Genomic DNA, 21,995 nt, shown 5'->3' on the forward strand with positions numbered 1-21,995 from the left:
CACGCCAGAATCGTTCAGCGCACTCAGCGTTGTTTCAAAGGTTTGCGATGTCGCGTCGACACCGCTGTCGTTGAAGATGCCACCCCCAATCGGTGCGGAGTTGCCGCTCACAGAAGTCCCGTCGACTGTCAGACTGCCAGAAACGCTGTTCCAAAGTCCACCGCCTTCATTCGCGGCGACGTTGTTCGAAACCGTCCCGCCAGTGATCGTGACTACTCCGTCGCCTGAAATATGCAACGCACCACCATTACCAGGTGCTGCGGATCCACCAGGCCCGGCAACATTTTGGTCCATCGTTACGTCGGTCAACGTCGTCGTGGATGCCGCCGTCACTTCAATGGCACCACCAGCACGGTTGGCAGTGTTGTCAGAGATGTTCGTGTTACCACTGATGGTGAGCGTTCCTCCATCATTGAGAATCCCACCACCGCTGCCGCTGGCACCATCGGCAACGTTGAATCCGATGACTGCGTCGATCACGTTCAGTGTGCCGCCGTCATTGAACAGACCGCCGCCACCATTGCTGGCGTCATCGCCACTGGCGACGTTCGATGAAATCGCCCCGCCGTTGATTGTCATCGTGCCGGTCGAAGAGTTCCACAACCCTCCGCCTTCGCTGGCCGCCGTGTTGCTACCGAAAATGGCCAGGTTCGATGTGACATCGGCTGCTCCGGTCGAGTGCAAACCGCCACCGTTGATTCCGGCGAAGTTGTTCGAAACATCGGTTCCAAAGTTTAATGTCACCGTGCCATCGATGACTTCGATGCCACCGCCAGCACGATTGGCTGTGTTGCCTTCGGATGGAATCGCACCGCCGATCTGGCTCAAATTGACTGTCACCGCACCATCGGTGCTGAAGATTCCACCACCGCTGCCTAAAACACCATCAGCCGCATTGCCACTGATTGTTGAATTGCTGACCGTCAGCGTTCCGCCGTTGTTGAAGATCGCTCCGCCACCGTCATCGGCCGCGTCACCTGAGGCCGCGTTGCCGGTCAAGATGGTTCCATCGACCGTCATCGTTCCGGTGTTGTTCCAAAGACCGCCACCTTCTCGCGCCGCCAAGTTATCTCGAACCGTTCCGCCTGAGATGTCTGCGTTGCCATCACCAGAGATATGCAGCGCACCACCGTTGCCCGGCGCGGCAGATCCATCCGGTCCGGCTACGTTGAGTTCCATCAAGACATCGGTCAGCGTTGTGCTGCTGCCCGCGGTGGCTTCAATCCCGCCACCAGCACGGTTTGCTGTGTTGTCACTGATCTCGCCGCCGGAAACAGTCAATGTTCCCAGGTTCAGGATGCCACCGCCGCTGCCGGACACACCGTTTGCAATGTTGCCCGTGATTGTCGAATCGGTGATCGTCACGTTCCCGCCAACAACGGCCAAAGCACCGCCACCCATGTCCACGTCATCGCCAGTCGCAGTATTTCCTGTCAACGTGACGTCAGTTAGAGAGAGAGACTGGCCCGATCCGACGTAAATTGCACCACCCGATTCCGCCACGCCATCTTGTAGCGTCAAACCGGAAACGTCGACGCTCACCACATCACCGCCGGACGCATTGATCGCAAAAATTCGAGACGCGTTGTCGCCACTGATGATTTGGCCGGATGAATCACCCAAGGAAATTCGTAGCGATTCGGTGATCTCCAGTTCGCTGCCTAACAGAATCATGCTCAGGCCATCGGCGAAGCTAATGCTGTCGATTGCGGTGGCCGCCGGTTCGCCTGCCACAGTGTCTGAATTGACGGCCGTATTGCTGTTCGAAGCTTGGATCGCCTCGCGCAGACTGATCATGCCATCTTCGGCAACCACGTCCAAAGCAGTGTCAACAACGTAGGCCGCCAGAACACGACGTTCCTCGAGACGCTCGCCGATCAATCGATTCAGAGTTGCACGGCGTGATTTCGTTCGGCGCCCGGTTCTTTTTCGAAACTTCCCAAAGTCTTTGTGTTCGTGGGAATCGTTGGGGTGATCAACTGGTTGATTATCGAGCAAGCGGGCAGAGCGAAATCCGAACATACTGGTCTCCGGTGAGTCAAAAAATGGGGAAGATGGGGCGACGTCTGGCCACCCAAATCGCGCAATCCCCCGCGTTTGACCGAGTGAGACGCACTAAAAAAGCGACGGCCACCCGAGTTAGGGATGACCATCGCTGTACAAAGCAACAGATATGCCGATTATGCGATTGGGATCGGTTGTGACTCTGGGGCGTCCAGTCGGCTGCGAACCCCCGCTTCGAAATCTGGATGCACCTTGCCGAATTGAGCCAGCATTCTCTCGCGAATGTTTTCAGGGCTGTCGGCCATTGAGTTGGAGATCGCGGTGCACAATCGCTCGCGGGCTCCCTCGTCCAGCACCTTGTTCCAAAACATCTGAGGCTGACCGTAGTAGTCTTTGTCATCGCAGGCAAATTCGTCGTAACGATCGCCGTCACCGTGCACGGGCATCGGCGGTTCCATCGTTCGCCCAGTCTCTTTCGGCCCGTTCATTTTATTGGGCTCGTAATCGACGGTGCCCCCGCCGTTCCCATCCACTCGCATCGTTCCATCGCGGTGATAAGTCGCATACGGGCAACGCGGTTGATTGACGGGGATTTGGTGATAGTTCACACCCAATCGATACCGGTGAGCATCGGGATAGGAAAGCACTCGATTCTGCAACATGCGATCGGGTGAGATCCCAATGCCTTCGACCAGGTTGCCAGGTTCAAACGCGGCTTGCTCGACATCCTGAAAGTAATTGGATGGATTGCGATTGAGTTCGAACACGCCGACTTCGATCAACGGATAGTCATCGTGCGGCCATACCTTTGTCAGATCGAATGGGTGCCATTCGTAGTCAGCCGCATCGGACTCAGGCATGACCTGAATGTGCATTCGCCATCGGGGGTAGTCGCCTTTCTCAATCGCCTCAAACAAATCTCGCGTGGAGTAATCCGGTGCTTCGCCCGCCATCTTGATCGCTTCATCGGCGCTGAAGTTCTCTGAACCCTGTTCGGTTTTCAGATGAAACTTCACCCAGTGCCGGACACCGTCTTTGTTGTACATGCTGAACGTGTGGCTTCCGTAGCCGTTCATGAAGCGAGCACTCTTTGGCGTTCCCCGGTCGCTGTAAAGGAACATGACTTGGTGCAAGGCTTCGGGCACTTCGCCCCAAAAATCCCAACGACGCCAGTGAGGCTGCAAGTGATTCTGAGGCTCTCGCTTCTGAGTCCGAATGAAGTCGCTGAACTTGAGCGGATCACGAATGAAGAAGATGGGCGTGTTGTTGCCGACCAAATCCCAAACGCCTTGGTCGGTGTAGAACTTCAGCGAAAATCCGCGTGGGTCACGAGCCGTGTCGGCCGAGCCACTTTCTCCGCCGACCGTTGAAAATCGTGCGAATGTTTCCGTCTTCTTGCCGACTTCGGAAAACAGATCCGCCATGCAGTATTTGGTGATGTCGTTCGTCACGGTGAAGGTTCCGAAGGCACCGTAACCCTTCGCATGCACCACGCGTTCAGGAATTCGCTCCCGATTGAAGTGCGCCATCTTCTCGACCAGGTGAACGTCCTGCATCAAGACGGGACCACGCGGCCCAGCGGTTTGCGAATGTTGGTTGTCATCGACCGCCCGGCCGAATTGCTGAGTTTGAAACGGGCACTTGGATTCTTCGGACATAGAACTTCTTTGCTAGAAGAGGAATAGAAACGAGTTTGGATTGATACGATTGCAAAAAAGAATCTGACCAGCGATGCGAAGGGGTCACTCAGGTTGCGCGGCCTTTCCAACAGTGCCGTTCAACATGGCGTTCATGGAAGACGTGGCCTCCAACTTCTCCATCACCATCACGACCGCAATCAGGATCGGGACGGCCAAGAACACGCCCAGCATTCCCCACATCCATCCCCAAATTACGATGGAAATGAACACCAGCACGGAAGACAATTTCATCGATTTGCCCAACAAAGTCGGTGTGATGAACTGTCCTTCTAAAGTTGTCAGCGTCGCATAGGTTCCTGCGACTACGAAGGCGAATGATGCATGCTCAAAGCTGACCAACGCGACGAAAAACACCATCGCGATTCCGACCATCGCGCCCACGATGGGGATGAAGTTCAAAAACATGGCCGCGACTCCCCACAACAATGGCGAAGGCATTCCCAACAACCACATCGCAGTCCCAATGCAAGCACCCAGGCAAGCGTTGATGCAAGTAACCCAGGCCAGATAGCTACTCAAGGCATCTTGCACACCTTCCAACACCTCGATGAACCGTCGCTTGGATGAGAACGACGGCAATGAACTCACAACGGTAACTATTAGTGAGTCACCAGCCGCCATCAAGAAAAACAAAAGCGCCGCAGCGATGGAAACAAACGAAACCGCGTTTCCTGTTCCGGCAATCAAAGGCGACGAGGTTGTCCACGCGGGTTGTTTGATCTCAACGGGAACCGGCTTCTCGTCTGATGTAATGTTTTCCTCGTCAGCCGTGTCTGAGATGTCTTCGGTCGCTTGATTGACGGTCTCCAAATGGTCAAAGATGAAGCCCAGCTTTTCCTTGACTTCAGGCATGGATCCCGGCACCTGTTGCAACATGTCTTGCGCTGGCCCCGACAGCACATAACCGATCGTTCCAAAGACAGTCGCAATGGCCAGCATGATTGCGGTGGCAGCAAACCCAGACGGGATTCCGATCCGGCCCATCGCCCGAACCACAGGCCGCAAAGTCAGGTAGGCGAACCCGGCGACCAAGATTGGCATGAACAAATTGCGACCGATGTACAACGCATACAACGTCAGAAACCCGGCGCACAACCAAATGCCAAACGAGGCCCATCGAACGTTTTTCGACAACTGCTCAACAGCCACCAATTCATCCGACTTGTCACGCCGTCTTTCGGGACGCGCCCCAGTCAAAATGGTATGGAATTGGTGGATGTGCGACATCAATTGGCACTCTGCGAACGAGGCTCACCGACGTCAAAAAACGCCTCCACGCGGATGAGCGACGACAACTGCATGGTACCACCCAAGAAACATGTGGGGAACATCGACGCTTGCTCACTTTGATCCGCGCCCAAAACAGATTTGTATTCCTCACGCTTTCGCAAACCACGTGCCGATTCAGTCGTTACGAAACTCGCGTCGTTTCTCTGGTCTCGAACACCCGTTCCACCGCGGTCAAACTGGCTGGCAATCGAGCAATGAAGCTGAAGTCGCATGCTTCCGCAAAACAACTTCAACACGGCGATTGGCTAGCCAGCGATCGCAAGCCGACCGGACTGTTCATTCATCGATCAGATCGAGACAAACTGATGGCACCGGGTGCGAGTCCACGATGAGGTTCTTGGCCAACGGAAGTTGGTGCGAACGGCTTTCGAGGAAATGCATGAAGTAGCCGGCCGTGTTCGGGAACGCGATCAATTCTCCGCGTTGAACACCGTTTGGGAACTGCATCTTCCGAAGCGAAATCAATTCCGATTCCGTGCAATAGGCACCGACCAGGTAACCCGACATCGGTTTCCGCTCGTACGGGCGGTCAGTGGGCCTTTGTTTGGGAACCAAAATCGGATCCACCAGGAAATCATCACTGGAGGTCCGGCATTGCGTTCGGTTCATCGACAATCCGATCAACCAATCGCCCTCCGCATTCTGTTTGCGGAATTCAACGCGAGCGACGGTCAGACCGCAGCCGTCCAAGATGCTCCGGCCTGGTTCGCAACGTAACTGAACGTTGAGTTCCGCCAAGCGATCCGCGATCGATTTGCCATCCACCACCGAGTCCAAAACGCCAGCCAACCAATGGCTGCGAACCGGACGCTGGAAGAAGGGATACATGCTCGGCTTCCCGACCACGCGTCCGCCTTCAACCGAGAATCCCAACCCGTGGCCTCGATAGGTCAGTGTGTCTCTTTCGCCCAACAGTGCCCGACGATGTTCCTGCCAAAAAGTGTTCGATTGGCGAGGCTCGTCGAGGTAGCTCATTGGGAAACCGCCGCCCATGTCGATGAAATTCACGGGTTGGCCGACGGCCCTCAGACGCTGCGTCCAATCCATCGCCACGGAAAGAGCTGATACACGTTGCCCGGCGTCATAGCCGTCCAGGTGAAAATGGATGCCATGAACCATCACCGGCAACGACGTCAAACGCTGAGGGAGATCTCGGTCGCGATCCACATCGAAACCAAACCGAGTCGGAAGCTTCGTGCCCTCGTGCCGAAAACCGCCCAACCGCAACGCGATTCGGGCCATCCGGCCGAGCTCATTCGCTCGGTCAACAACAACCTGCAGTTCATCGTCGTTGTCCACGGCGATGCAGACTTGTTGTTGCAAACACAGATCGATCAACGATTCACTTTTGATTGCCGCCGTGCAGATCAAATCTTTCGCCGGAACGCACTGTCGCAAACACTGGCGCAGCTCATTCTCGCTGGCGGTGTCGACTCCGAAGTTTGACTCGATCGCCTCATCGACAAACCCCAAGCACTTGTTCGCCTTCCGAGCGAAGAACACTCGGAAATCGAGACCACGCTGGCGAGCGACCGCGTTCAATTCCTCGACGTTGCGACGCATCGTTCGCGGTCGCACGAGATTCAGTGGCGAACCATAGGTCTCCACCCAATTGAACAAGTCCTCGGAACGCAGACAACGTTTCATCCACGACTCGATGCGGGCATCCAGAGGCAGCACGCCTCTGCAACCGCTTCGCAGCGAACCCGTCTGATTCGCTCGCCCCTCGCCCAAGAAACTCTCATGCATTGGACCAGCCGAAGAGCGTTCAAAGATGGCGTCGAGTACCTTATCCATGCATTTCCACCGCGATCGTACCGGCCCAGTTCTGAATTTGCGAATGCAACGTACGTGAAAGAGTGTCGTTGCCAACAACCCAACCCTCGGTCGCACGACCAAACACGGCGAGTCCCTTGCGTCCACCCAGCACATCGCCTGAGTCGCTCACGCGGATCGCTTGAGTCAGTGGGTCCACCTCGACATCGCCACGCAGAATGAGTTGCGATAGCGGTCCTGTTTCATCGGCCTGGCTCGGAGAGGCAATCACAGCGTTCACGACCACCGCTCCTTCCGGTGCATCCGTTTGGTCACTCAGTTGTACCACGCCATCCCGCATCAGACGCAGCAATTTGGCGACGCTTTCTGCGGGCGGGCCAAACGCGATGCGTTCCATTTCCATCGCAACCTGTTGAAACGCCTTGTACTGACCTGCGGCCAAACCGCCAAAGCTGACCAGTTCAACGACCAGTGGGTACAAACGTCGCCAAGCGTCACCCAACGCAAATGGGATATCAATCGGTCGAACTCCTGTCGCAACACCGTAAGACTGCAACATCGCACGACGTGCTGCTGCCTCGTCCATTTTGTATCGCGACCAACCACGAAACCATTCTTCAACGTCGCGCGAAGTTGTGTCTGTGCCGGATTGTGACAAAGACGCCGCTGCCGCCTCGCAGATCACACACCAAATGTCTTTGTGGAACTTCAGCATGCCATGGTTAGGCTCGCACGCTCGCAGTGCCTCGCGGTACGGTTCCCAAAACACATCGGTGATTGGCTCCACCTTCGCGGTGGGTTTGGCCAGCATGGGCCGACCCGATCGGCAGTGAACCGTGATTTGCTTGGGCTCGTTTCCACTGCGGACATAATCGGGAAGAGCATCACCGCTCTCGAAACGGCCATCGCGTCCTTCCGTCAGCATCATGATGGCATCGATCGCGGTCAGCCCAAACCCGCGAACCCAAACGTCACTTCCGGCCGGAATGCGATCGGTCGAAAGATTGGTTTCCACCGGGAACACAAAGGCTTCGTCGTCCGATGAAGACACTCTGTCCGAGGCACGCAACCCTTCATGTCCGGTCGTCAAAACAACACGATCAAACGTGGTTTCGTCTTTGCCATCCCACAGCAACCATTCGCCGCTGGATGTTTGGTTGGCGACATATCGGATGGATTCCACTCGACCGCGAATGACCTGCAGCTTCGTCCAACGACGCAATCGTTTGCAGACCGATTCAAAGCAGTCGTGCAAGTATTCACCGACGACCGCACGCGGCACAAATTGGTCCGACGCGGCGTATTCGGGATAGTTCTGGTCCAGCCATCCGATCAACGAACCTGATCGTGGCGTCGGTTGATTGGAATCGACCTTCCAAAAATCAATGTGCTGCGTCGCGAAGTTCATCCGCAGCATCCGAGGTTGCTTCGGATCATAGATGCATCCCGCACCGGGAAACGGCGAGGGTTCAAAGACCGTGATCTCCATTCGCGACAATTCTTCGGTCGACAATTTTTGCGACAGTGCGTCGAGGCACTGCAAACCACGAGGCCCGCAACCGACGATGGCCAAACGCAAGGGCGTCTTGGATGGATTGTCATTGGTCACCAAATAATCGGCAACGCTACCGCCTGAAATCGCAACGCTCATGCGTTCACTCCTTCACACAAATCAAACGAGAAAGAACCGACCAGATAGTTGAGTTCCTCGCTGGTACATCCCAGCGAATCCGAAACCCACTCGTCGTTGAAAACTGTTTCGAGATATCGCGTGCCCGAATCGTGCAGCACCGCGACGCAGCGTTTGCCTGCGAATTGTTCTTGCATCTTTCCGACGCTCATCAGAACGCCACCCGCCGATCCTCCGATCAACATGGCTTCTCGCTGAGCCGCCCGGCGGCATCCGACGACACATTCCAGATCAGTCACGCGAACGAGATGATCGAATGATTGTCCCGCCGCCAACCGCGGTTCCTTCCCAGCTCCCAAGCCGGGGATCTTGCGAGGCCCGGATGACCCGCCGAACAAAACACTGCCAACGGAATCGACCGCCACGACCTGGACGTCGCGTCCTCTCGACTTCAGATAGTCGCGGCAACCTTGTGCGGTCCCCGTGCTACTGGTGGCCACGAACAAGACATCAAACTCGCCATCAAGTGTCTCATCGATCTCTCGGATGGTGCCTTCGAAGTGCGATCGAGGGTTGTCTGTGTTGGCGTACTGATTGGGCCAAAAACTGTTCGGTGTCGTCTCGATCAGCTCGCAAACTTTCGCGATGCGTGCGGCCAAGAAATCGCCGTTCAGTGGCTGAGAGACAAGCTCGATCGTGCCACCGAGAGCCTCGATGATCGCAAGGTTTTGCTTCTGGGCACGAGGATCAACGACGCAGATGAATTTCAATCCGTGGTACCGGCACGCTTGAGCCAACCCGATGCCCATGTTTCCTGATGTCGACTCGACGATCGTGGTGTCGGGGCCGATTTCGCCACGACTCAGTGCCTCGGAAAGCATCTTGGCGGCGGGACGATCCTTTGCACTTCCGCCCGGATTTGCCGCCTCCCATTTCACGATCAACTCAATATCAGGTCGGTCCAAAAATCGGTTGAGTCGAACCAAGGGTGTGCCGCCGATTGCATCGAGGACACCATTGCTAACTCGCGAAGAAGGTTGGTTCATGGATGGTTGGCTCAGGAGCAGTAATTTGATTTGCTCCGTCTAACGCAATCACTGTGCCAATGAGGTTGCCTCGATTGAGGGAATGCGACGCCGCGATGATCAGAGACAGTCTCGTTCGGTCGGTGATCGCGAGACAGCTGACTCGATCAACACGAAAACCGCGGGTTTGCCGTGAGTCAAAAGCCCACGATCAATTGATAATTCATTCACTCCATTCGAATGCCGTCGCCATGCCAAAGGACTCGCAGGTCTTCTTTCGACCACTGCTCCAGCCCAACCGATGGATCTCCGACAAGCATCCGTTGCCCGTCGCTTGTCAGTCCCAATGCGACCACACTGTGCCCCATGCCTGGAATCCATCCCCACTGATCGACATAGCGTCGGTCGTCGACTCCGTACGGCAACTTCACCGCCATCAACACTGGCCAATCATCGCGATTCCACATCTCATCCAACGTTTCGTTCAGCACATTGACCGAACGACCTTGTTCGTCCGCGACCAATTTGATGCCACGATACAAACCAAGCGTTGGTGTACCACTCGAGTCCGTTAAACACATGGGAATCAATTCGGATTCAGAAATGTCGATGCCTTCCGCACGTAGCAACGTCGCTTCCGCGGCGGGACTGCATGTCGCCCATGACGTTTGCATTGCGACACCGTTCTTCCACTCATCCCCACCTTCGGGCGCCGGACGGATGGCAATGGAAAGCAGCGGCCAAAGAATCGCGGCAGCAGACACCATCGCCAACAAAGCGGACAGAATTCCGCGACGCCAGGCGGGTGTCTTGGGGAGACGCAAGGCCCAACCCGCCGCAAGTGCCGCGAAGATGGACGCAAAGTTGGTGTAGACGATCGCCGCAGAGTTGGACACGTATTTCGCCCAAAAGAGCTGACCAGACGCGTAGAACAGAAAGTAAATCATCGCCAAAACCGATAGCGACAGACATAGCATCACGCGCTGGCCTTTGTCCGAATACCCGATCGCATACACAAACCAGCCCGCCGCTATCGATAAACCTGCCATTACCAACATCGCGATCATCAAATCAGTCGCTATCAACTGCTCTTCCTTCGGCTGAAGTCGTTCAAAACTGTGATCGGCGGCCTGCGAAACAAATCGCGGGGACGAGACACGCCAATCATCGTTGCGGCATCAACGCAAGTCTCACGCCGTAATGGGTTGAACCGTCCCACAAGCAGCTTCCCACCGACCGCAAACCGGTCAGCTCGCTCGGTAAACGTCCCATCGAGCGTGCAACAACCGCGAACCTGAACATTCTTGATCGTATCGGCGATCGAAGAAACCAAGTGGCATAGGCTTCCAGCCTGTGATCCGCGCAATCACAGGCCGGAAGCCTATGCCACCAATTCAACGCGTTTTGCTACTCCGATGGAAACCCCGAAAACTCATTGTGTTTCTATCAAGGCGTCAGCGCGGCACGCGATCTGCTTCCATTGTCCTTCGAAATTCAAAATCGCACAAAAAATGAGGACAAGAATATGAGTGACCAAACACTGAACAAGAAGCGTATCGCCTTTCTCGCAACGGACGGCTTCGAGCAAGTCGAATTGACCAAGCCATGGGACGCGATCAAATCCGCTGGCGCAGAAGTCGTCTTGGTTTCGCCGAAGGATGGAAAGATCCAAGGCATGAACCATGATGTAAATGCCGACCAGTTCACGGTCGACCAAAACGTCAGCAATGTTTCCGCGGAAGACTTCGACGGATTGGTGTTGCCAGGCGGTGTCGCCAACCCCGATTCACTTCGCACCTGCGAAACATCGGTCAGCTTCATTCGCGACTTTTTCAAGCAACACAAACCCGTTGCGGCCATTTGCCACGGACCGTGGACGTTGATCGAGGCGGACCTTGTCCGTGGGCGCCGAGTCACTTCTTGGCCAAGCCTGAAGACTGACTTGAAGAACGCGGGCGCTGAATGGGTCGACGAGGAATGCGTGTGCGACGAAGGCCTGGTGACAAGTCGCAACCCCGATGACTTGCCAGCCTTCTGCGACAAAGCGATCGAAGAATTCGCTGAAGGCAAGCACGCCGCCCAAACGGTCTGATCCGTTCATCGCTTCAACAGGCCAGTTCAATTGAGCTGGCCTGTTTCTTTTCAGGTCCGTCCCCACGATACTCGGAAACTCACCATGGCCTACGCACAACCACTCTCCATCAATGAAGCTCCCGACGAATCCAAACCGATTCTCGAAGCAATCGAAAAGAAGTTTGGTCAGTCGATGAACATCTTCAGCACGTTGGCTCACCAGCCTGACGTGTTGGGCGGCATGACTCAGATCAACGATGGCCTCGAGAATGATCTGCCAGCGAAGTATCGTGAACTCGCTTACTATAAAGCGTCCCAGTTGAATTCGTGCGACTACTGCTCGCACTACCATCGCCAAGCCGCAAAAAAGGCAGGATTGTCTGATGAACAACTCGATTCAATGAACGTCAGCAGCGGCGACTTGTTCGACGAAAAAGAACGAGCCGTTCTGAAATATGCCGAACAACTGACGGCCAAGGCCAACGTTGATTCCTCTGTGGTGAAGGAACTCAAGTTGTTCCTCAATGAAAAGCAACTCGTCACGCTCGCTGCAGCGGTCGCTCTCGCGAATTTCACGAATCGCATCAACCACGGATTGGACATTGAACTGCCATGAGCAGCGAACAATTCGACTTGGTGGTCCTGGGAACGGGGCCATCCGGCGGTACGGTCGCGACCAAAATCGCAAAATTAGGCAAGCGAGTCGCGTTGGTCGATTCTCGAACCTTCGGTGGCGTCTGCGCACTTCGTGGATGCAACCCTAAAAAGGTCTATGTCAACGCGGGGCAGTTGGTTGACCAAGTCCGACGGAGCGAAGGGAAACTGGTTTCAGATGCGTCGGTCAACATAGACTGGAAACAACTTCACGCTTTCAAAACCGAGTTCACGCAGCCTGTCGCTAACAAGTCGGAACAATCCTTTCAAGACAAGAGGATCAAGACGTTCCACGGTGTCGCTCGTTTCATTTCACCCGATACGATCGACGTCGTCGGAACGGAACTGACCGCTGACCGATTCTTGATCGCCACTGGTGGACGCCCTCGAGAACTCTCGTTCGATGGTGCAGAGCATGTCACTCGCAGCGATGAATTCCTTGAATTGGAATCCATGCCCAAACACGTCGTCTTCGTCGGCGGTGGATACATCTCCATGGAATTCGCGGGCGTGGTTGCCCGTGCGGGGTGCCGAGTGACCGTGATCGAACAGAACGATCAAGTGCTATCTGGATTCGACCCCGACCTCGTCAATCAATTGACCGATTCGCTCCGTGATCACGGAATTCAATTCCAGATGAATGCCGAGATCACTGGAATCGAAAAGTCTTCGGACGGTTGCTTGCACGTTCATCTCGCGAATGAAGATGCACCGATCAAGTGTGGTTTGGTGGTTCACGGTGCGGGTCGAGTCCCGAACATCGACGAACTAACCCTTTCGCGAGGCGAGATTGAGCACAGTGAGAAAGGAATCGCAGTCAACGAGTTCATGCAGAACCCAACCAACCCGCGAGTCTTCGCGACGGGCGACTGCGCCGACACCGGAATGCCTCGGTTGACCCCTGTTGCAAACGAAGACGCACGCACCGCGACGAAGAATCTGTTTTCGGACAACTTGGAGCAGACACCCGACTACGGGTATGTCCCCAAGGTCGCGTTCACCATCCCATGCATCGCTTCGGTCGGTTTGTCCGAAGAAGCTGCTCGCCAGAGCAACGACAACGTGAAGGTTCTCAGCGACGACACTTCGTCGTGGGGAAGCGTTCGCAAAACTGGATCGACGGTAGCCGGCTACAAAATTCTCGTCGATTCGGAAACCGATGAGATTCTTGGTGCCCACTTGCTCGGCCCTTCCGCGGAGGAAACCATCAACCTGTTTGCTCTCGCGATGAAGTTCAACCTGACGGCAACGAACATGAAGTCGACCCTGTTCGCCTTTCCGACCTTCGCGTCGGACGTGCGCTCCATGCTGTAGTCTTCGGCGGGCAATCCGAACCTGAAGTTCTGCTCCAGGGGCGTCGCCCGCTGGCTATATTGAAACAGGCCGTTGGCCATCCTACGAAAAAACGCAGATTCAAAACTCACGCGTCGAGTTGTGAACTTGCTCACATTAACAAGCCGCTAGGCGTTGGATCGGCTTGAAATCATAGACCACTGCCATCAGCGGTCAGAACGACTTTGCCTCGTTCCACGCCGTTCTCGACATGCTGGTGTGCTCGGCTCAATTGAGAAAAGGGATATATCGCGTCAATCGTGATTTGCAGTTGCCCCTTCTCTCGCATTTCAATCAGCGTCCGCAAATCGTCCGCATTGGGCTTTGCCAGCATCACTGTTCCCGATTTGGACATCGGCCAAGTCACCAGGGTCATCAACATGCCTTTCGCGTCGGGCTCCGTCGAGACATAGCGGCCGCCGTCGTTGAGCACCTTCTTAACATCCCAGAATCCAGACTTCCCTGCCGCATCAAAAATGAGATCCCAACGCTCTTCCGATTCGGTGAAGTCGGTCTTTTCGTAGTCATAAAAGTGGTCGGCACCCAATGACCGACAATATTCCTCGTTGTCGCCGCTGGCGACAGCATCCACATGGCAATTGAAAGCCTTGGCAATCTGAACAGCGAACATTCCAACTCCGCCGCTCGCTCCGTTGATCAAAACGCGTTTTCCCTCTGCGATGTTTCCGTGATCACGGAGTGATTGCAGGGCGGTTGTTCCGGCCAAGGGAATTGCTGCCGCCTCGTTGAAACTCAAGGAGTCGGGGATCGCTGCCGTCACGTCCACGGCAGCCACCGCGAAGTCGGCACTCGCGCCCCCTCGCATCGTGTCAAGAAACGCGATCACTCGGTCGCCCACCTTGAAGGGGCTATCGGCGGCACAATCCGCGATCATTCCAGACACGTCGTAGCCAGGAACGCGAGGAAATCCACCCGGCAGCAACCCTTTCATCTCGCCACTCCGAATTCGGTAGTCGATCGGATTAACGCTTGATGCCTGAACATCGATCATTACCTGCCCAGGAAGTCGGTCAGGCAAAGGAACGACCCCCGAATGCAAGACGTTCGCGTCGCCATAGTCGTCGTAAACAACCGCATTCATCGTGTCACGTTTGTTCTGGGTCGCTGACGCACTCATAGCAGCCTCTTTCTTCGGTGTTTTAGTGTATTGCCAATCTCGCGATTCGCGAGGTTTCAAAGCATTCGACGTCAACTCAAAGCAATTGATGTTCCAGACTCGCGAAGACCTGCCCCCAGCATAAAACAGCGGTGGTGAAATCGACTTGGACGCTTGGACCACCCTAACGAGCGAGTCACGCTCGAACGATTCGGAACATTGTTTGCATCCAGCAACCGCTGCATCGGCAATGTGATGCCTAGCCAAACCAGAATCCAACCGAAAACAGTGAAAAATGGAGATCCAGAATGTCCACCGCTACCGAAGAACGCGTTCAGTTGGTCGATCCGAGACAAGCGTATGCGAGGCCGCCATTTGAAGATCAAGAGGCGATGAAGATGCCGGGCAGCACCGAAAAAATGAATCCACGGCCTGATCACGGCGAGGAAAGCTACGAAGGCTCAGGCAAACTCAAGGGTCTGACAGCATTGATTACCGGCGCAGACAGCGGAATCGGCCGAGCGATTGCAATTTGTTACGCGCGAGAAGGTGCGAACATCGCGATCAATTATCTCTCCGAAGACGCGGACGCGAAACAAACGGCAGAAGTCGCTAAGCAAGCTGGCGTCGACGTGTCCGTGATTCGCGGCGATCTTCGCGAGGAATCGTTTTGCAATGACTTAGTCGAAAAGACTCGCCAAGAACACGGGGCAATCGACATTCTCGTAAACAACGCGGCTTATCAAGAGACAGCCGATGATGTCGACGAATTTTCGACTGATCTATTCGATCGCATTTTCAAAACCAACGTCTACGCTCCGTTCTGGCTCTCTCGTGCCGTAATGAAACATCTGCCACCGGGTGGAAGCATTATCAACACGGTATCAATCCAAGGCTATGATCCCTCGCCGTACTTGCTGCCATACGCGTCTACGAAATCAGCGATGTTGGGCATGACCAAGGGCTTGGCAAAATTGGCGATGGATCACGGAGTACGGGTCAACGCGGTGGCGCCCGGTCCCGTTTGGACTCCCTTGATTCCAGGATCGATGCCTGAGGATAAGTTTAAAGAGTTCGGAGCGAACAACCTATTCGGTCGTCCTGCCCAACCAATCGAATTGGCACCGCTCTACGTCTGGTTAGCCAGCCCCGATGCGAGCTACGTGACCGGTGAAGTCTTCGGATGCACCGGCGGTCGCACACCCGTCTGATCGCGTCAGCATGTAGTCACTCGGAGAAAAACGCCGAAAACAGATGTTCCATGGCAGGTTCACCCCATTGGCGAACCTGCCTTTTCTCTACTTCGAAGGATCATGGCCCCAATTCTTGAGGCTGTAGGACCAGTCCGTTCCAGAAACATCGCCGTCGGGTTCTTGTGCCACATGCCGCTTGATGTAGCCACAAACCTTTTGCATGTGATCCACTTGTTCGTCAGAAAGATCCGATTTGTTAGTGCGTTTGATCTCGATGATCTTGCGAGCCGACTGCCGACCGACGGATTCATCATCGCCTTCTTTGGTTTGACCAACTGATTTGGACTCGTCCGTTTCCAACCAATCCTCAATCTCCTTGGGCTGCATGTTCACGAGGTCATAGAACTCTTCGTAAATCTCTTCTTGCTTCTCCGATAGGCTGGTCGCCATGATCAAACCTTCCATTGCTGACTGTGTGGTGAAAGAACAATACGTCTTCCTCGCTGCAACCGAATGAAATCAGCGATGGGCCAGTTCATTTCTCCGGACGTTCGTCAGGCGTTTGCAGGGAAGCGTAAAAGGTTGCCAGATCAGACCGTTCCTGTTCGGACAACTTGTCTGCAATGGGATGCATCAAGCGTGCCGTTTGAGCCCCACCTCGGACTCGCTTCTGGAATAGTTCCAATTGTCGCTGCAGATACCACTTTGACTGCCCCGCCAAATTGGGATATTCATCGCGTCGGTTCTCCGCATCCGGTCCGTGACACTTTTGACAAGAAGGAATTTTTCGTCCGCGATCACCATTCATCGCAAGCTCACGGCCTCGTTCAATCGTAGCGTGATCCGCTACCTCTGCTTCAAGACTGGCAGGCAGATTGGTCGAAACCGTTTCGTGATAGTGTTTGGACAGAGCATCAATTTCTTGATCGGTCAGAGCATGACACACCGGCATCATCACACCACTGTTCCGTTCGGACGATCGGAACGCAAGCAACGACAGCCGGAGATAGCCTTCCGCTTGACCGGTCAGATGCGGAACTTGTTTGCCCGCACGGCTGACTCCGTCCACGCCATGACAATCAACGCAAGCTTGAAGGACAGGCAACTTCGCAAGTGCAGCCAAGTCGTTTTCTGATCGCTCCGCATCAAAGGCTTCGCGATTCTCTTCCAAAGCTTGTCGCAGGTACGCGACCACGGGCCAGATCTCATCACTTCGCGTTGGAACGGGCCAAGCGGGCATGCCAGCGAACTTGATTCCGTGCTGGATGATGTAGTGCAACTCCCTCGGTTCCTTCTCAAGCAGCGATCGGTCCAGCCTCGGTGGAGTCGGTGTCATCCCCTTGGCAACGGGCGGCTGTTCTTGCCCCGGCAAACCGTGACAGAAACGGCAGTTCGTTTTATAGATCTCGGCTCCCAATCTCGCGTCCATCAGGCCACTGTCTTCTGGTGGCTGAGTTCCACGAGAGTGAAAACTCACCGACCGGTCGCTTGCGAAGTTGAGAAACCAACGTGTGATCTGCCAGTGACCACTGCTGGCCTTGACCGGTACCACTCCGCTCACCAAGACAACGGTGCCGAGCATCCCAAAAACGCAACACGCGATCAAGGCTCGCTTCCAAGTCAACAACATGAGCCCGCACCATTGATTTGCGTTGAAAGATGAAATCCAGAATCACTCATGAGGTGCACTCCCGAAATGTCGCTGGAACGATGCAGGAGCAAGTCGCGACGAAAGCTTCTCGCCATCGCCGACCAAATCCTTCGTGAGCCAGAGGCCGCCGGCCAAGAATGCGATCCCGCCAACCACCAGCATCACCGCTCCGCCAAGGTGTTGGTCCGTGATTGGTTCCAGCCACACCGAATGATGGTGTGAATAGAGCAATCTCGGCGAAAGCGTCAGCAAGGCACCAAGCAACGTCATGTGCATGGAAGTCAGCAACAACCCAATCACCCCCGCACCGCTGCGAGATGGCGAACGCGGTGCCGAGCCTCCAAACGCCGAGATCCACACCCACACTCCAGCCGCCAGAAACATGGATTGCTCGATAACAAATCCCAACAAAGAGTGACGAGCAAAGTGATGCAGCCCCGGCGCGTGCCACGCCCATACGATCAACAGCTCACCCACCGAAGCTGGAATTGGCGAAAACAAACTCGGCACCTTCCGAACAGGATCCAATCGCGTCCCGGAGGCGGCGATCGCGAGCAACGGAGACGCAACGGCAACCACCGCCATGTGCAACATCATGTGAGCGGCAAAGGAGACTTGTGCGAGTTCAGGCAACGGCCCCAACCACGCAAGTCCGAGCACCAACCAGCCGAGATTCCACATCCAAAGTTTCATCAGTCGCAACTCCCCACCAAGACGAACACCAAAACGGTGAACAAAGTCGCCACGACGCTCAGTGATGACAGCAAGAACGCGGTGAAGCCAAAGAAGTGCGTTCGATCCGTGGGATCGTCAAAGTCATACGGCACGGGTGGATCGCCGCGTCGAAAGTTGCGATAGCTCGAGTAGCCAACCCAGATGATCACTGGCAAGGCGATCGCCGTGTAAATCCCGACGGATATCTGAAGAGGGCGAAGGTTTCCCTCCCCAATTTTTTCGCACCAGACCGCAGCGGTGATGTAGCACGCCAAGAAATGAATTGCCCACACCGATGGAGAGATCGCGATCCACCACAAACGCTTCTTCATCGGGCGGCGTTGCCCGTGTTCATGCAGTGGTACCGGTTGCTGATTCACGCTCTCACTCATCAGGCCACCCAAGGAAAGAGTGCCAGCACCGATCCCGTGATCGCGACGGTCAGCAAGAGAAAGTGCCACCCCAAGGTGACGTTGACGATGTCCGCATCATGCATTGCGTCCATCTTTCCAAACAAACGCCGGGCGATGCAGTAAACCAACATCGTGGCACCAAGAGCCAAGTGCACCACCGTCCACAACACCAACACGCCCGTTGTTGAGCTGTACACGTGCACGGTCGGATCCAGGCCGTTGGAATACGGGCCCCAAACAAGTGCCGCCCCCGAGGCGACGGTCGCTGCGACCGCCAATAGACTCGATGAGTAAAAGCCGACCGAATGATTGCCGCGATTCAGACGACGAGCCATCACGACCGCGCACCACGCGACGACGGCCAGCCCCACGGACACCAAGGGCCAAATCGTTCCGGCACCAACAACCGGTTCGCCGTTCCATTGTTCCGGCAGAAAGTCTTCGTGCACGGTCCAGTAGAAGAAGTAGCCAAACACCAGCGAAATGAACGCTGTCATGTCGCCCAGCATCGTGATGAACATCGCCCACCAACCCACCGCCGCAGGCCCTGAAACATACAATGGCAACGATTGGTCCAATCCAACCGGCTTGGTTTCCTTTTCAGGAATCTCCGCGGTCCCGGTCCACAACCACGTCACGATGGTCGCGAACGAGAGCGCGCTGCAACAACCGGCCGGGATCCACCAGTGATAAGTTGAAAAGATGAAGACTCCACCGGTGAACACCGCCGCCCAAAACGGCAAGAACGATGGTCCCGGAACACGCAAGCACTGCATCAACTCCGCATCCACCGCACTGGTCACCAACGTCTCTCGTCGTCCTTCCTCTGCATCGGGCAGGTAGAAGTTCCCAGCATCGATGTCGGCCCGCAGGTTCTCTTGCTCCCAAAGCGGGTATCGCGAATTGATGATCGGAATCGAGCGAATCCCCCAGGGCTGGTCCGGGACCTCGCCGCTCCACTCCAGCGTCCCCGCATTCCAAACGTTTCGCGGTACCAAGGGCTGCTTGCCTTTGGGGCGAAACACATCCCAGAGCAGAACCAGGAAACCGGCTCCCAAACCAAACGCACCAATCGACGAAATCAGGTTGGGCCATTCGAATCCCATTCCGCCTGGGAACGTGTAGACGCGGCGAGGCATCCCCATCAATCCCGCGATGTGCATCGGAAAGAAAGCCACATTGAATCCGATCAACATCAACCAAAACGTGATGTTGCCCAGCCGTTCTGAAAGTTGCTTGCCGGTTACAAACGGGTAGTAGTAATAGAACCCGGCGACGATCGGAAAGATCGTGCCACCGATCAACACGTAATGAAGATGTCCGACGATGAAGTATGTGTCGTGGGCTTGGTAATCAAACGGAGCGATCGCGACCATCACACCGGTCAGCCCGCCAATGATGAAAGTCGCCAACCCCGCCAGGATGAACTTCAGACAGACATTGCGCTGAACACGTCCAACCAACAGCGTCGCGATGAAGCAGAAAATCTGCACGCCGGTCGGAATCGCCACGGCCTCGGACGCAGCGGAGAAAATCCCGATCGAGATCCCCGGCAATCCGGTCGTGAACATGTGATGCACCCACAACCCGAAACTCAGGAACCCCGTCCCCACCGCGGCCAACACGATCCACCCGTAGCCAGCCATCGGCGTGCGAGCGAACGTGGGCACCATCATCGCAACCAATGCGATGGAAGGCAGAAAAACGATGTAAACCTCGGGGTGCCCAAAGATCCAAAACAAGTGCTGCCACAGCATGGGATCCCCACCCCGCTCGACATCGAAGAACGGCCAATCCATGGCCCGCTCCAGTTCCATCAGCAAATCGCCAGCGATCAATGGCGGGAACGCGAACAGGATCATCACCGCCACCACCAGGATGTACCAAGCGTAAAGCGGGATCAGATTCAAACGCATGCCAGGCGGACGGCACTTCAACACGCCGACGATCAATTCAACCGCCGCAGCAATCGATGCGATCTCGATGAAAGAAAGCCCCAACAACCAGATGTCAGGCCCGATGCCGTCTTGGTACTCCGTCGTCATTGGCGGATACATGAACCAACCACCGCGAGGTCCGACACCAAATAACAGCGAACCGCACACGAACACGCCGCCGATCAGAAAGCACCAATAGCCGTACGCCGACAACCTCGGAAACGGCAGGTCTCGCGCGCCCAGCATCTCGGGGAGCAACATGATCGAGATGGCTTCTAAGATTGGCACCGCAAACAAAAACATCATCACGCTGCCGTGCATGGTGAAGATTTGGTTGTACTGGTCGGGCGTGAGCCAATCGTTGTCTGGCAAGGCCAACTGAACTCGCATGATCAGCGCCAGCACACCGCCAAACAGGAAGAACGCAAACGCGGTGAGCGTGTACCACAGTCCGACTTCGCTGTTGTTGACTGCCGACCAATACCGCCATCCCTTGGGCGTTTCCCAGGCCTTCAACAATCGATCCGCTCTTGGGTCTTTCACTTCAATTCCCCCAAGTAACGAACCAAAGCTCGCAATTCATCTTCAGCAAGCGTCTCAAAAGCTGGCATCTCCACGCCTGACTTGACTCGATGAGTCTCCGCGATCCACCGAGTCAAGTTGTCCGCGTTGTTTGGCAGCACGGACGCACCAATGCTTCGGCGACTTCCGAAGTGAGTCAGGTCTGGCCCGACAACGCCATCGGCCGAAGTGCCGCGAATTGAGTGGCAGGCACCACAACCGGAGCCTGCGAAAATTTTCCGACCGGCCTCCGCTTCATCAGATATCGCCACCGCTAGTGATGCCTGTTGCCGGAGCCACTCGTCGTAGTCCTCACGCGACTCAACGATCACATCAAAAGCCATCTGAGTGTGAGCCTCGCCGCAATATTCGGCGCACACGCCGCGATAGACGCCGACTCGAGTCGGATGCAGCTTCAACCGATTTTCGCGACCGGGCATCATGTCGACCTTGCCGCCGAGCGAAGGAACCCAAAACGCATGAATCACGTCCTCGCTCTTGAGTTTGAATTCCACCGGTTCGTTCACAGGCAGATGAATTTCGTTGGCCGTTTCCACGCGATTCCCGTCAGGCATTCGGTAGTGAATTCGCCACCACCATCGCACTCCCGCGACCTCGATGACTTGGCTGCCCTCCGGTGCCGGGCGCTGAAGGTCCGGCAACATTGCCAATCCATACGTCAGCAACGCTGTCAAAACGATTGTCGGAAAGACCGCCCCGCCGCCGATCACCAACATTCGCGTTCTCTTCTGATCATGTTGACCGGGAACCACGATCGCGTAGACCGCCAACCCAACGACAATCAGCCAGATCAAACATCCGCCAATGAGCATCACCCAAAACAATCCCGCAATCGATTCGGCGCCGACACCGGCGTGATCAAGAGCGGACTGGGATGGAACGAAGTTCATACACGTGGTCGGTT

Annotated in this window: 18 protein-coding genes; 4 read left to right on the forward strand and 14 right to left on the reverse strand. The window is 55.5% G+C overall.

Annotated elements, in window-relative coordinates; all coding sequences use genetic code 11:
• From RE6C_RS25680 to RE6C_RS25715, 7 genes are all read right to left on the reverse strand, one after another.
• Positions 1-2,022 (reverse strand): beta strand repeat-containing protein (locus tag RE6C_RS25680; RefSeq protein WP_039963457.1); only part of this gene is annotated, 2,022 nt, incomplete at its 3' end.
• A 158-nt stretch (positions 2,023-2,180) separates the two neighbouring features.
• Positions 2,181-3,662 (reverse strand): catalase, encoded by a 1,482-nt coding sequence (locus tag RE6C_RS25685; RefSeq protein ID WP_008661361.1) that lies wholly within the window; start codon positions 3,660-3,662, stop codon positions 2,181-2,183.
• Between the two features lie 84 nt (positions 3,663-3,746).
• Positions 3,747-4,931 carry an AI-2E family transporter gene (locus RE6C_RS25690; RefSeq protein ID WP_008661362.1) on the reverse strand — a complete coding sequence of 395 codons (1,185 nt, stop codon included), beginning with the start codon at positions 4,929-4,931 and terminating at the stop codon, positions 3,747-3,749.
• 339 nt (positions 4,932-5,270) lie between these two features.
• Entirely contained in the window at positions 5,271-6,641 is a 1,371-nt protein-coding gene (locus RE6C_RS25700; RefSeq protein WP_039963491.1) for a Y4yA family PLP-dependent enzyme, read from the reverse strand.
• Between the two features lie 142 nt (positions 6,642-6,783).
• Positions 6,784-8,421 (reverse strand): FAD/NAD(P)-binding protein, encoded by a 1,638-nt coding sequence (locus RE6C_RS25705; protein WP_008661365.1) that lies wholly within the window; start codon positions 8,419-8,421, stop codon positions 6,784-6,786.
• Complete coding sequence (gene sbnA / locus RE6C_RS25710; protein ID WP_008661366.1) at positions 8,418-9,446, reverse strand: 2,3-diaminopropionate biosynthesis protein SbnA; 1,029 nt, start codon at positions 9,444-9,446, stop codon at positions 8,418-8,420. Before sbnA ends, RE6C_RS25705 begins: the two co-directional genes overlap by 4 nt.
• A 206-nt stretch (positions 9,447-9,652) precedes the next feature.
• The gene (locus RE6C_RS25715) at positions 9,653-10,492 is read right to left on the reverse strand and encodes a membrane protein (protein WP_008661370.1); all 840 of its coding nucleotides are present in this window, start codon (positions 10,490-10,492) and stop codon (positions 9,653-9,655) included.
• Between the two features lie 458 nt (positions 10,493-10,950).
• On the opposite strand from RE6C_RS25715, the gene RE6C_RS25725 reads away from it, so the two are divergent.
• From RE6C_RS25725 to RE6C_RS25735, 3 genes are all read left to right on the forward strand, one after another.
• Positions 10,951-11,517: a type 1 glutamine amidotransferase domain-containing protein gene (locus RE6C_RS25725; RefSeq protein ID WP_039963492.1), complete on the forward strand. Its 567-nt coding sequence runs from the start codon at positions 10,951-10,953 to the stop codon at positions 11,515-11,517.
• A gap of 84 nt (positions 11,518-11,601) precedes the next feature.
• Positions 11,602-12,114 (forward strand): carboxymuconolactone decarboxylase family protein, encoded by a 513-nt coding sequence (locus tag RE6C_RS25730; protein WP_008661375.1) that lies wholly within the window; start codon positions 11,602-11,604, stop codon positions 12,112-12,114.
• A complete protein-coding gene (locus RE6C_RS25735) occupies positions 12,111-13,466 on the forward strand; it encodes a dihydrolipoyl dehydrogenase family protein (RefSeq protein WP_008661376.1) in 1,356 nt (451 codons plus the stop codon). Before RE6C_RS25730 ends, RE6C_RS25735 begins: the two co-directional genes overlap by 4 nt.
• A 169-nt stretch (positions 13,467-13,635) precedes the next feature.
• Here the strand turns inward: RE6C_RS25735 and RE6C_RS25740 are convergent, their stop codons facing one another.
• The gene (locus RE6C_RS25740) at positions 13,636-14,622 is read right to left on the reverse strand and encodes an NAD(P)-dependent alcohol dehydrogenase (protein ID WP_039963493.1); all 987 of its coding nucleotides are present in this window, start codon (positions 14,620-14,622) and stop codon (positions 13,636-13,638) included.
• 287 nt (positions 14,623-14,909) lie between these two features.
• On the opposite strand from RE6C_RS25740, the gene RE6C_RS25745 reads away from it, so the two are divergent.
• The gene (locus RE6C_RS25745) at positions 14,910-15,812 is read left to right on the forward strand and encodes an SDR family oxidoreductase (RefSeq protein WP_008661379.1); all 903 of its coding nucleotides are present in this window, start codon (positions 14,910-14,912) and stop codon (positions 15,810-15,812) included.
• 87 nt (positions 15,813-15,899) lie between these two features.
• Here the strand turns inward: RE6C_RS25745 and RE6C_RS25750 are convergent, their stop codons facing one another.
• The 6 genes from RE6C_RS25750 to coxB all read right to left on the reverse strand — a co-directional run bounded on the left by RE6C_RS25750 (position 15,900) and on the right by coxB (position 21,981).
• Entirely contained in the window at positions 15,900-16,244 is a 345-nt protein-coding gene (locus RE6C_RS25750; protein WP_236618531.1) for a DUF3140 domain-containing protein, read from the reverse strand.
• An 85-nt stretch (positions 16,245-16,329) separates the two neighbouring features.
• Entirely contained in the window at positions 16,330-17,424 is a 1,095-nt protein-coding gene (locus RE6C_RS25755) for a c-type cytochrome (RefSeq protein ID WP_008661382.1), read from the reverse strand.
• A gap of 42 nt (positions 17,425-17,466) precedes the next feature.
• On the reverse strand, positions 17,467-18,138 hold the full coding sequence (locus RE6C_RS25760; protein WP_008661384.1) for a cytochrome c oxidase assembly protein: 672 nt from the start codon (positions 18,136-18,138) through the stop codon (positions 17,467-17,469).
• Positions 18,138-18,551, reverse strand: coding sequence for a transmembrane prediction (locus RE6C_RS25765; protein WP_173401833.1), 414 nt, complete (start codon positions 18,549-18,551; stop codon positions 18,138-18,140). The genes RE6C_RS25760 and RE6C_RS25765 overlap by 1 nt, the downstream gene beginning before the upstream one ends.
• Positions 18,551-21,052, reverse strand: a complete 2,502-nt coding sequence (gene ctaD / locus RE6C_RS25770) for a cytochrome c oxidase subunit I (RefSeq protein WP_008661386.1) — start codon at positions 21,050-21,052, stop codon at positions 18,551-18,553. The genes RE6C_RS25765 and ctaD overlap by 1 nt, the downstream gene beginning before the upstream one ends.
• Positions 21,049-21,981 (reverse strand): cytochrome c oxidase subunit II, encoded by a 933-nt coding sequence (coxB, locus tag RE6C_RS25775; RefSeq protein ID WP_008661387.1) that lies wholly within the window; start codon positions 21,979-21,981, stop codon positions 21,049-21,051. The genes ctaD and coxB overlap by 4 nt, the downstream gene beginning before the upstream one ends.
• Positions 21,982-21,995: the final 14 nt, after the last annotated feature.

The sequence above is a fragment of the Rhodopirellula europaea 6C genome (assembly GCF_000338295.1).
Lineage (GTDB): Bacteria > Planctomycetota > Planctomycetia > Pirellulales > Pirellulaceae > Rhodopirellula > Rhodopirellula europaea.

Coding starts and splice junctions, on each gene's coding strand:
- coxB (WP_008661387.1), bottom strand. CDS start 21,981: ATGAACTTCGTTCCATCCCAGTCCGCTCTTGATCACGCCGGTGTCGGC.
- RE6C_RS25750 (WP_236618531.1), bottom strand. CDS start 16,244: ATGGCGACCAGCCTATCGGAGAAGCAAGAAGAGATTTACGAAGAGTTC.
- RE6C_RS25755 (WP_008661382.1), bottom strand. CDS start 17,424: ATGTTGTTGACTTGGAAGCGAGCCTTGATCGCGTGTTGCGTTTTTGGG.
- RE6C_RS25725 (WP_039963492.1), top strand. CDS start 10,951: ATGAGTGACCAAACACTGAACAAGAAGCGTATCGCCTTTCTCGCAACG.
- RE6C_RS25760 (WP_008661384.1), bottom strand. CDS start 18,138: ATGAAACTTTGGATGTGGAATCTCGGCTGGTTGGTGCTCGGACTTGCG.
- RE6C_RS25735 (WP_008661376.1), top strand. CDS start 12,111: ATGAGCAGCGAACAATTCGACTTGGTGGTCCTGGGAACGGGGCCATCC.
- RE6C_RS25705 (WP_008661365.1), bottom strand. CDS start 8,421: ATGAGCGTTGCGATTTCAGGCGGTAGCGTTGCCGATTATTTGGTGACC.
- RE6C_RS25685 (WP_008661361.1), bottom strand. CDS start 3,662: ATGTCCGAAGAATCCAAGTGCCCGTTTCAAACTCAGCAATTCGGCCGG.
- RE6C_RS25765 (WP_173401833.1), bottom strand. CDS start 18,551: ATGAGTGAGAGCGTGAATCAGCAACCGGTACCACTGCATGAACACGGG.
- RE6C_RS25745 (WP_008661379.1), top strand. CDS start 14,910: ATGTCCACCGCTACCGAAGAACGCGTTCAGTTGGTCGATCCGAGACAA.
- sbnA (WP_008661366.1), bottom strand. CDS start 9,446: ATGAACCAACCTTCTTCGCGAGTTAGCAATGGTGTCCTCGATGCAATC.
- RE6C_RS25690 (WP_008661362.1), bottom strand. CDS start 4,931: ATGTCGCACATCCACCAATTCCATACCATTTTGACTGGGGCGCGTCCC.
- RE6C_RS25715 (WP_008661370.1), bottom strand. CDS start 10,492: ATGATCGCGATGTTGGTAATGGCAGGTTTATCGATAGCGGCGGGCTGG.
- RE6C_RS25740 (WP_039963493.1), bottom strand. CDS start 14,622: ATGAGTGCGTCAGCGACCCAGAACAAACGTGACACGATGAATGCGGTT.
- RE6C_RS25730 (WP_008661375.1), top strand. CDS start 11,602: ATGGCCTACGCACAACCACTCTCCATCAATGAAGCTCCCGACGAATCC.
- RE6C_RS25700 (WP_039963491.1), bottom strand. CDS start 6,641: ATGAAACGTTGTCTGCGTTCCGAGGACTTGTTCAATTGGGTGGAGACC.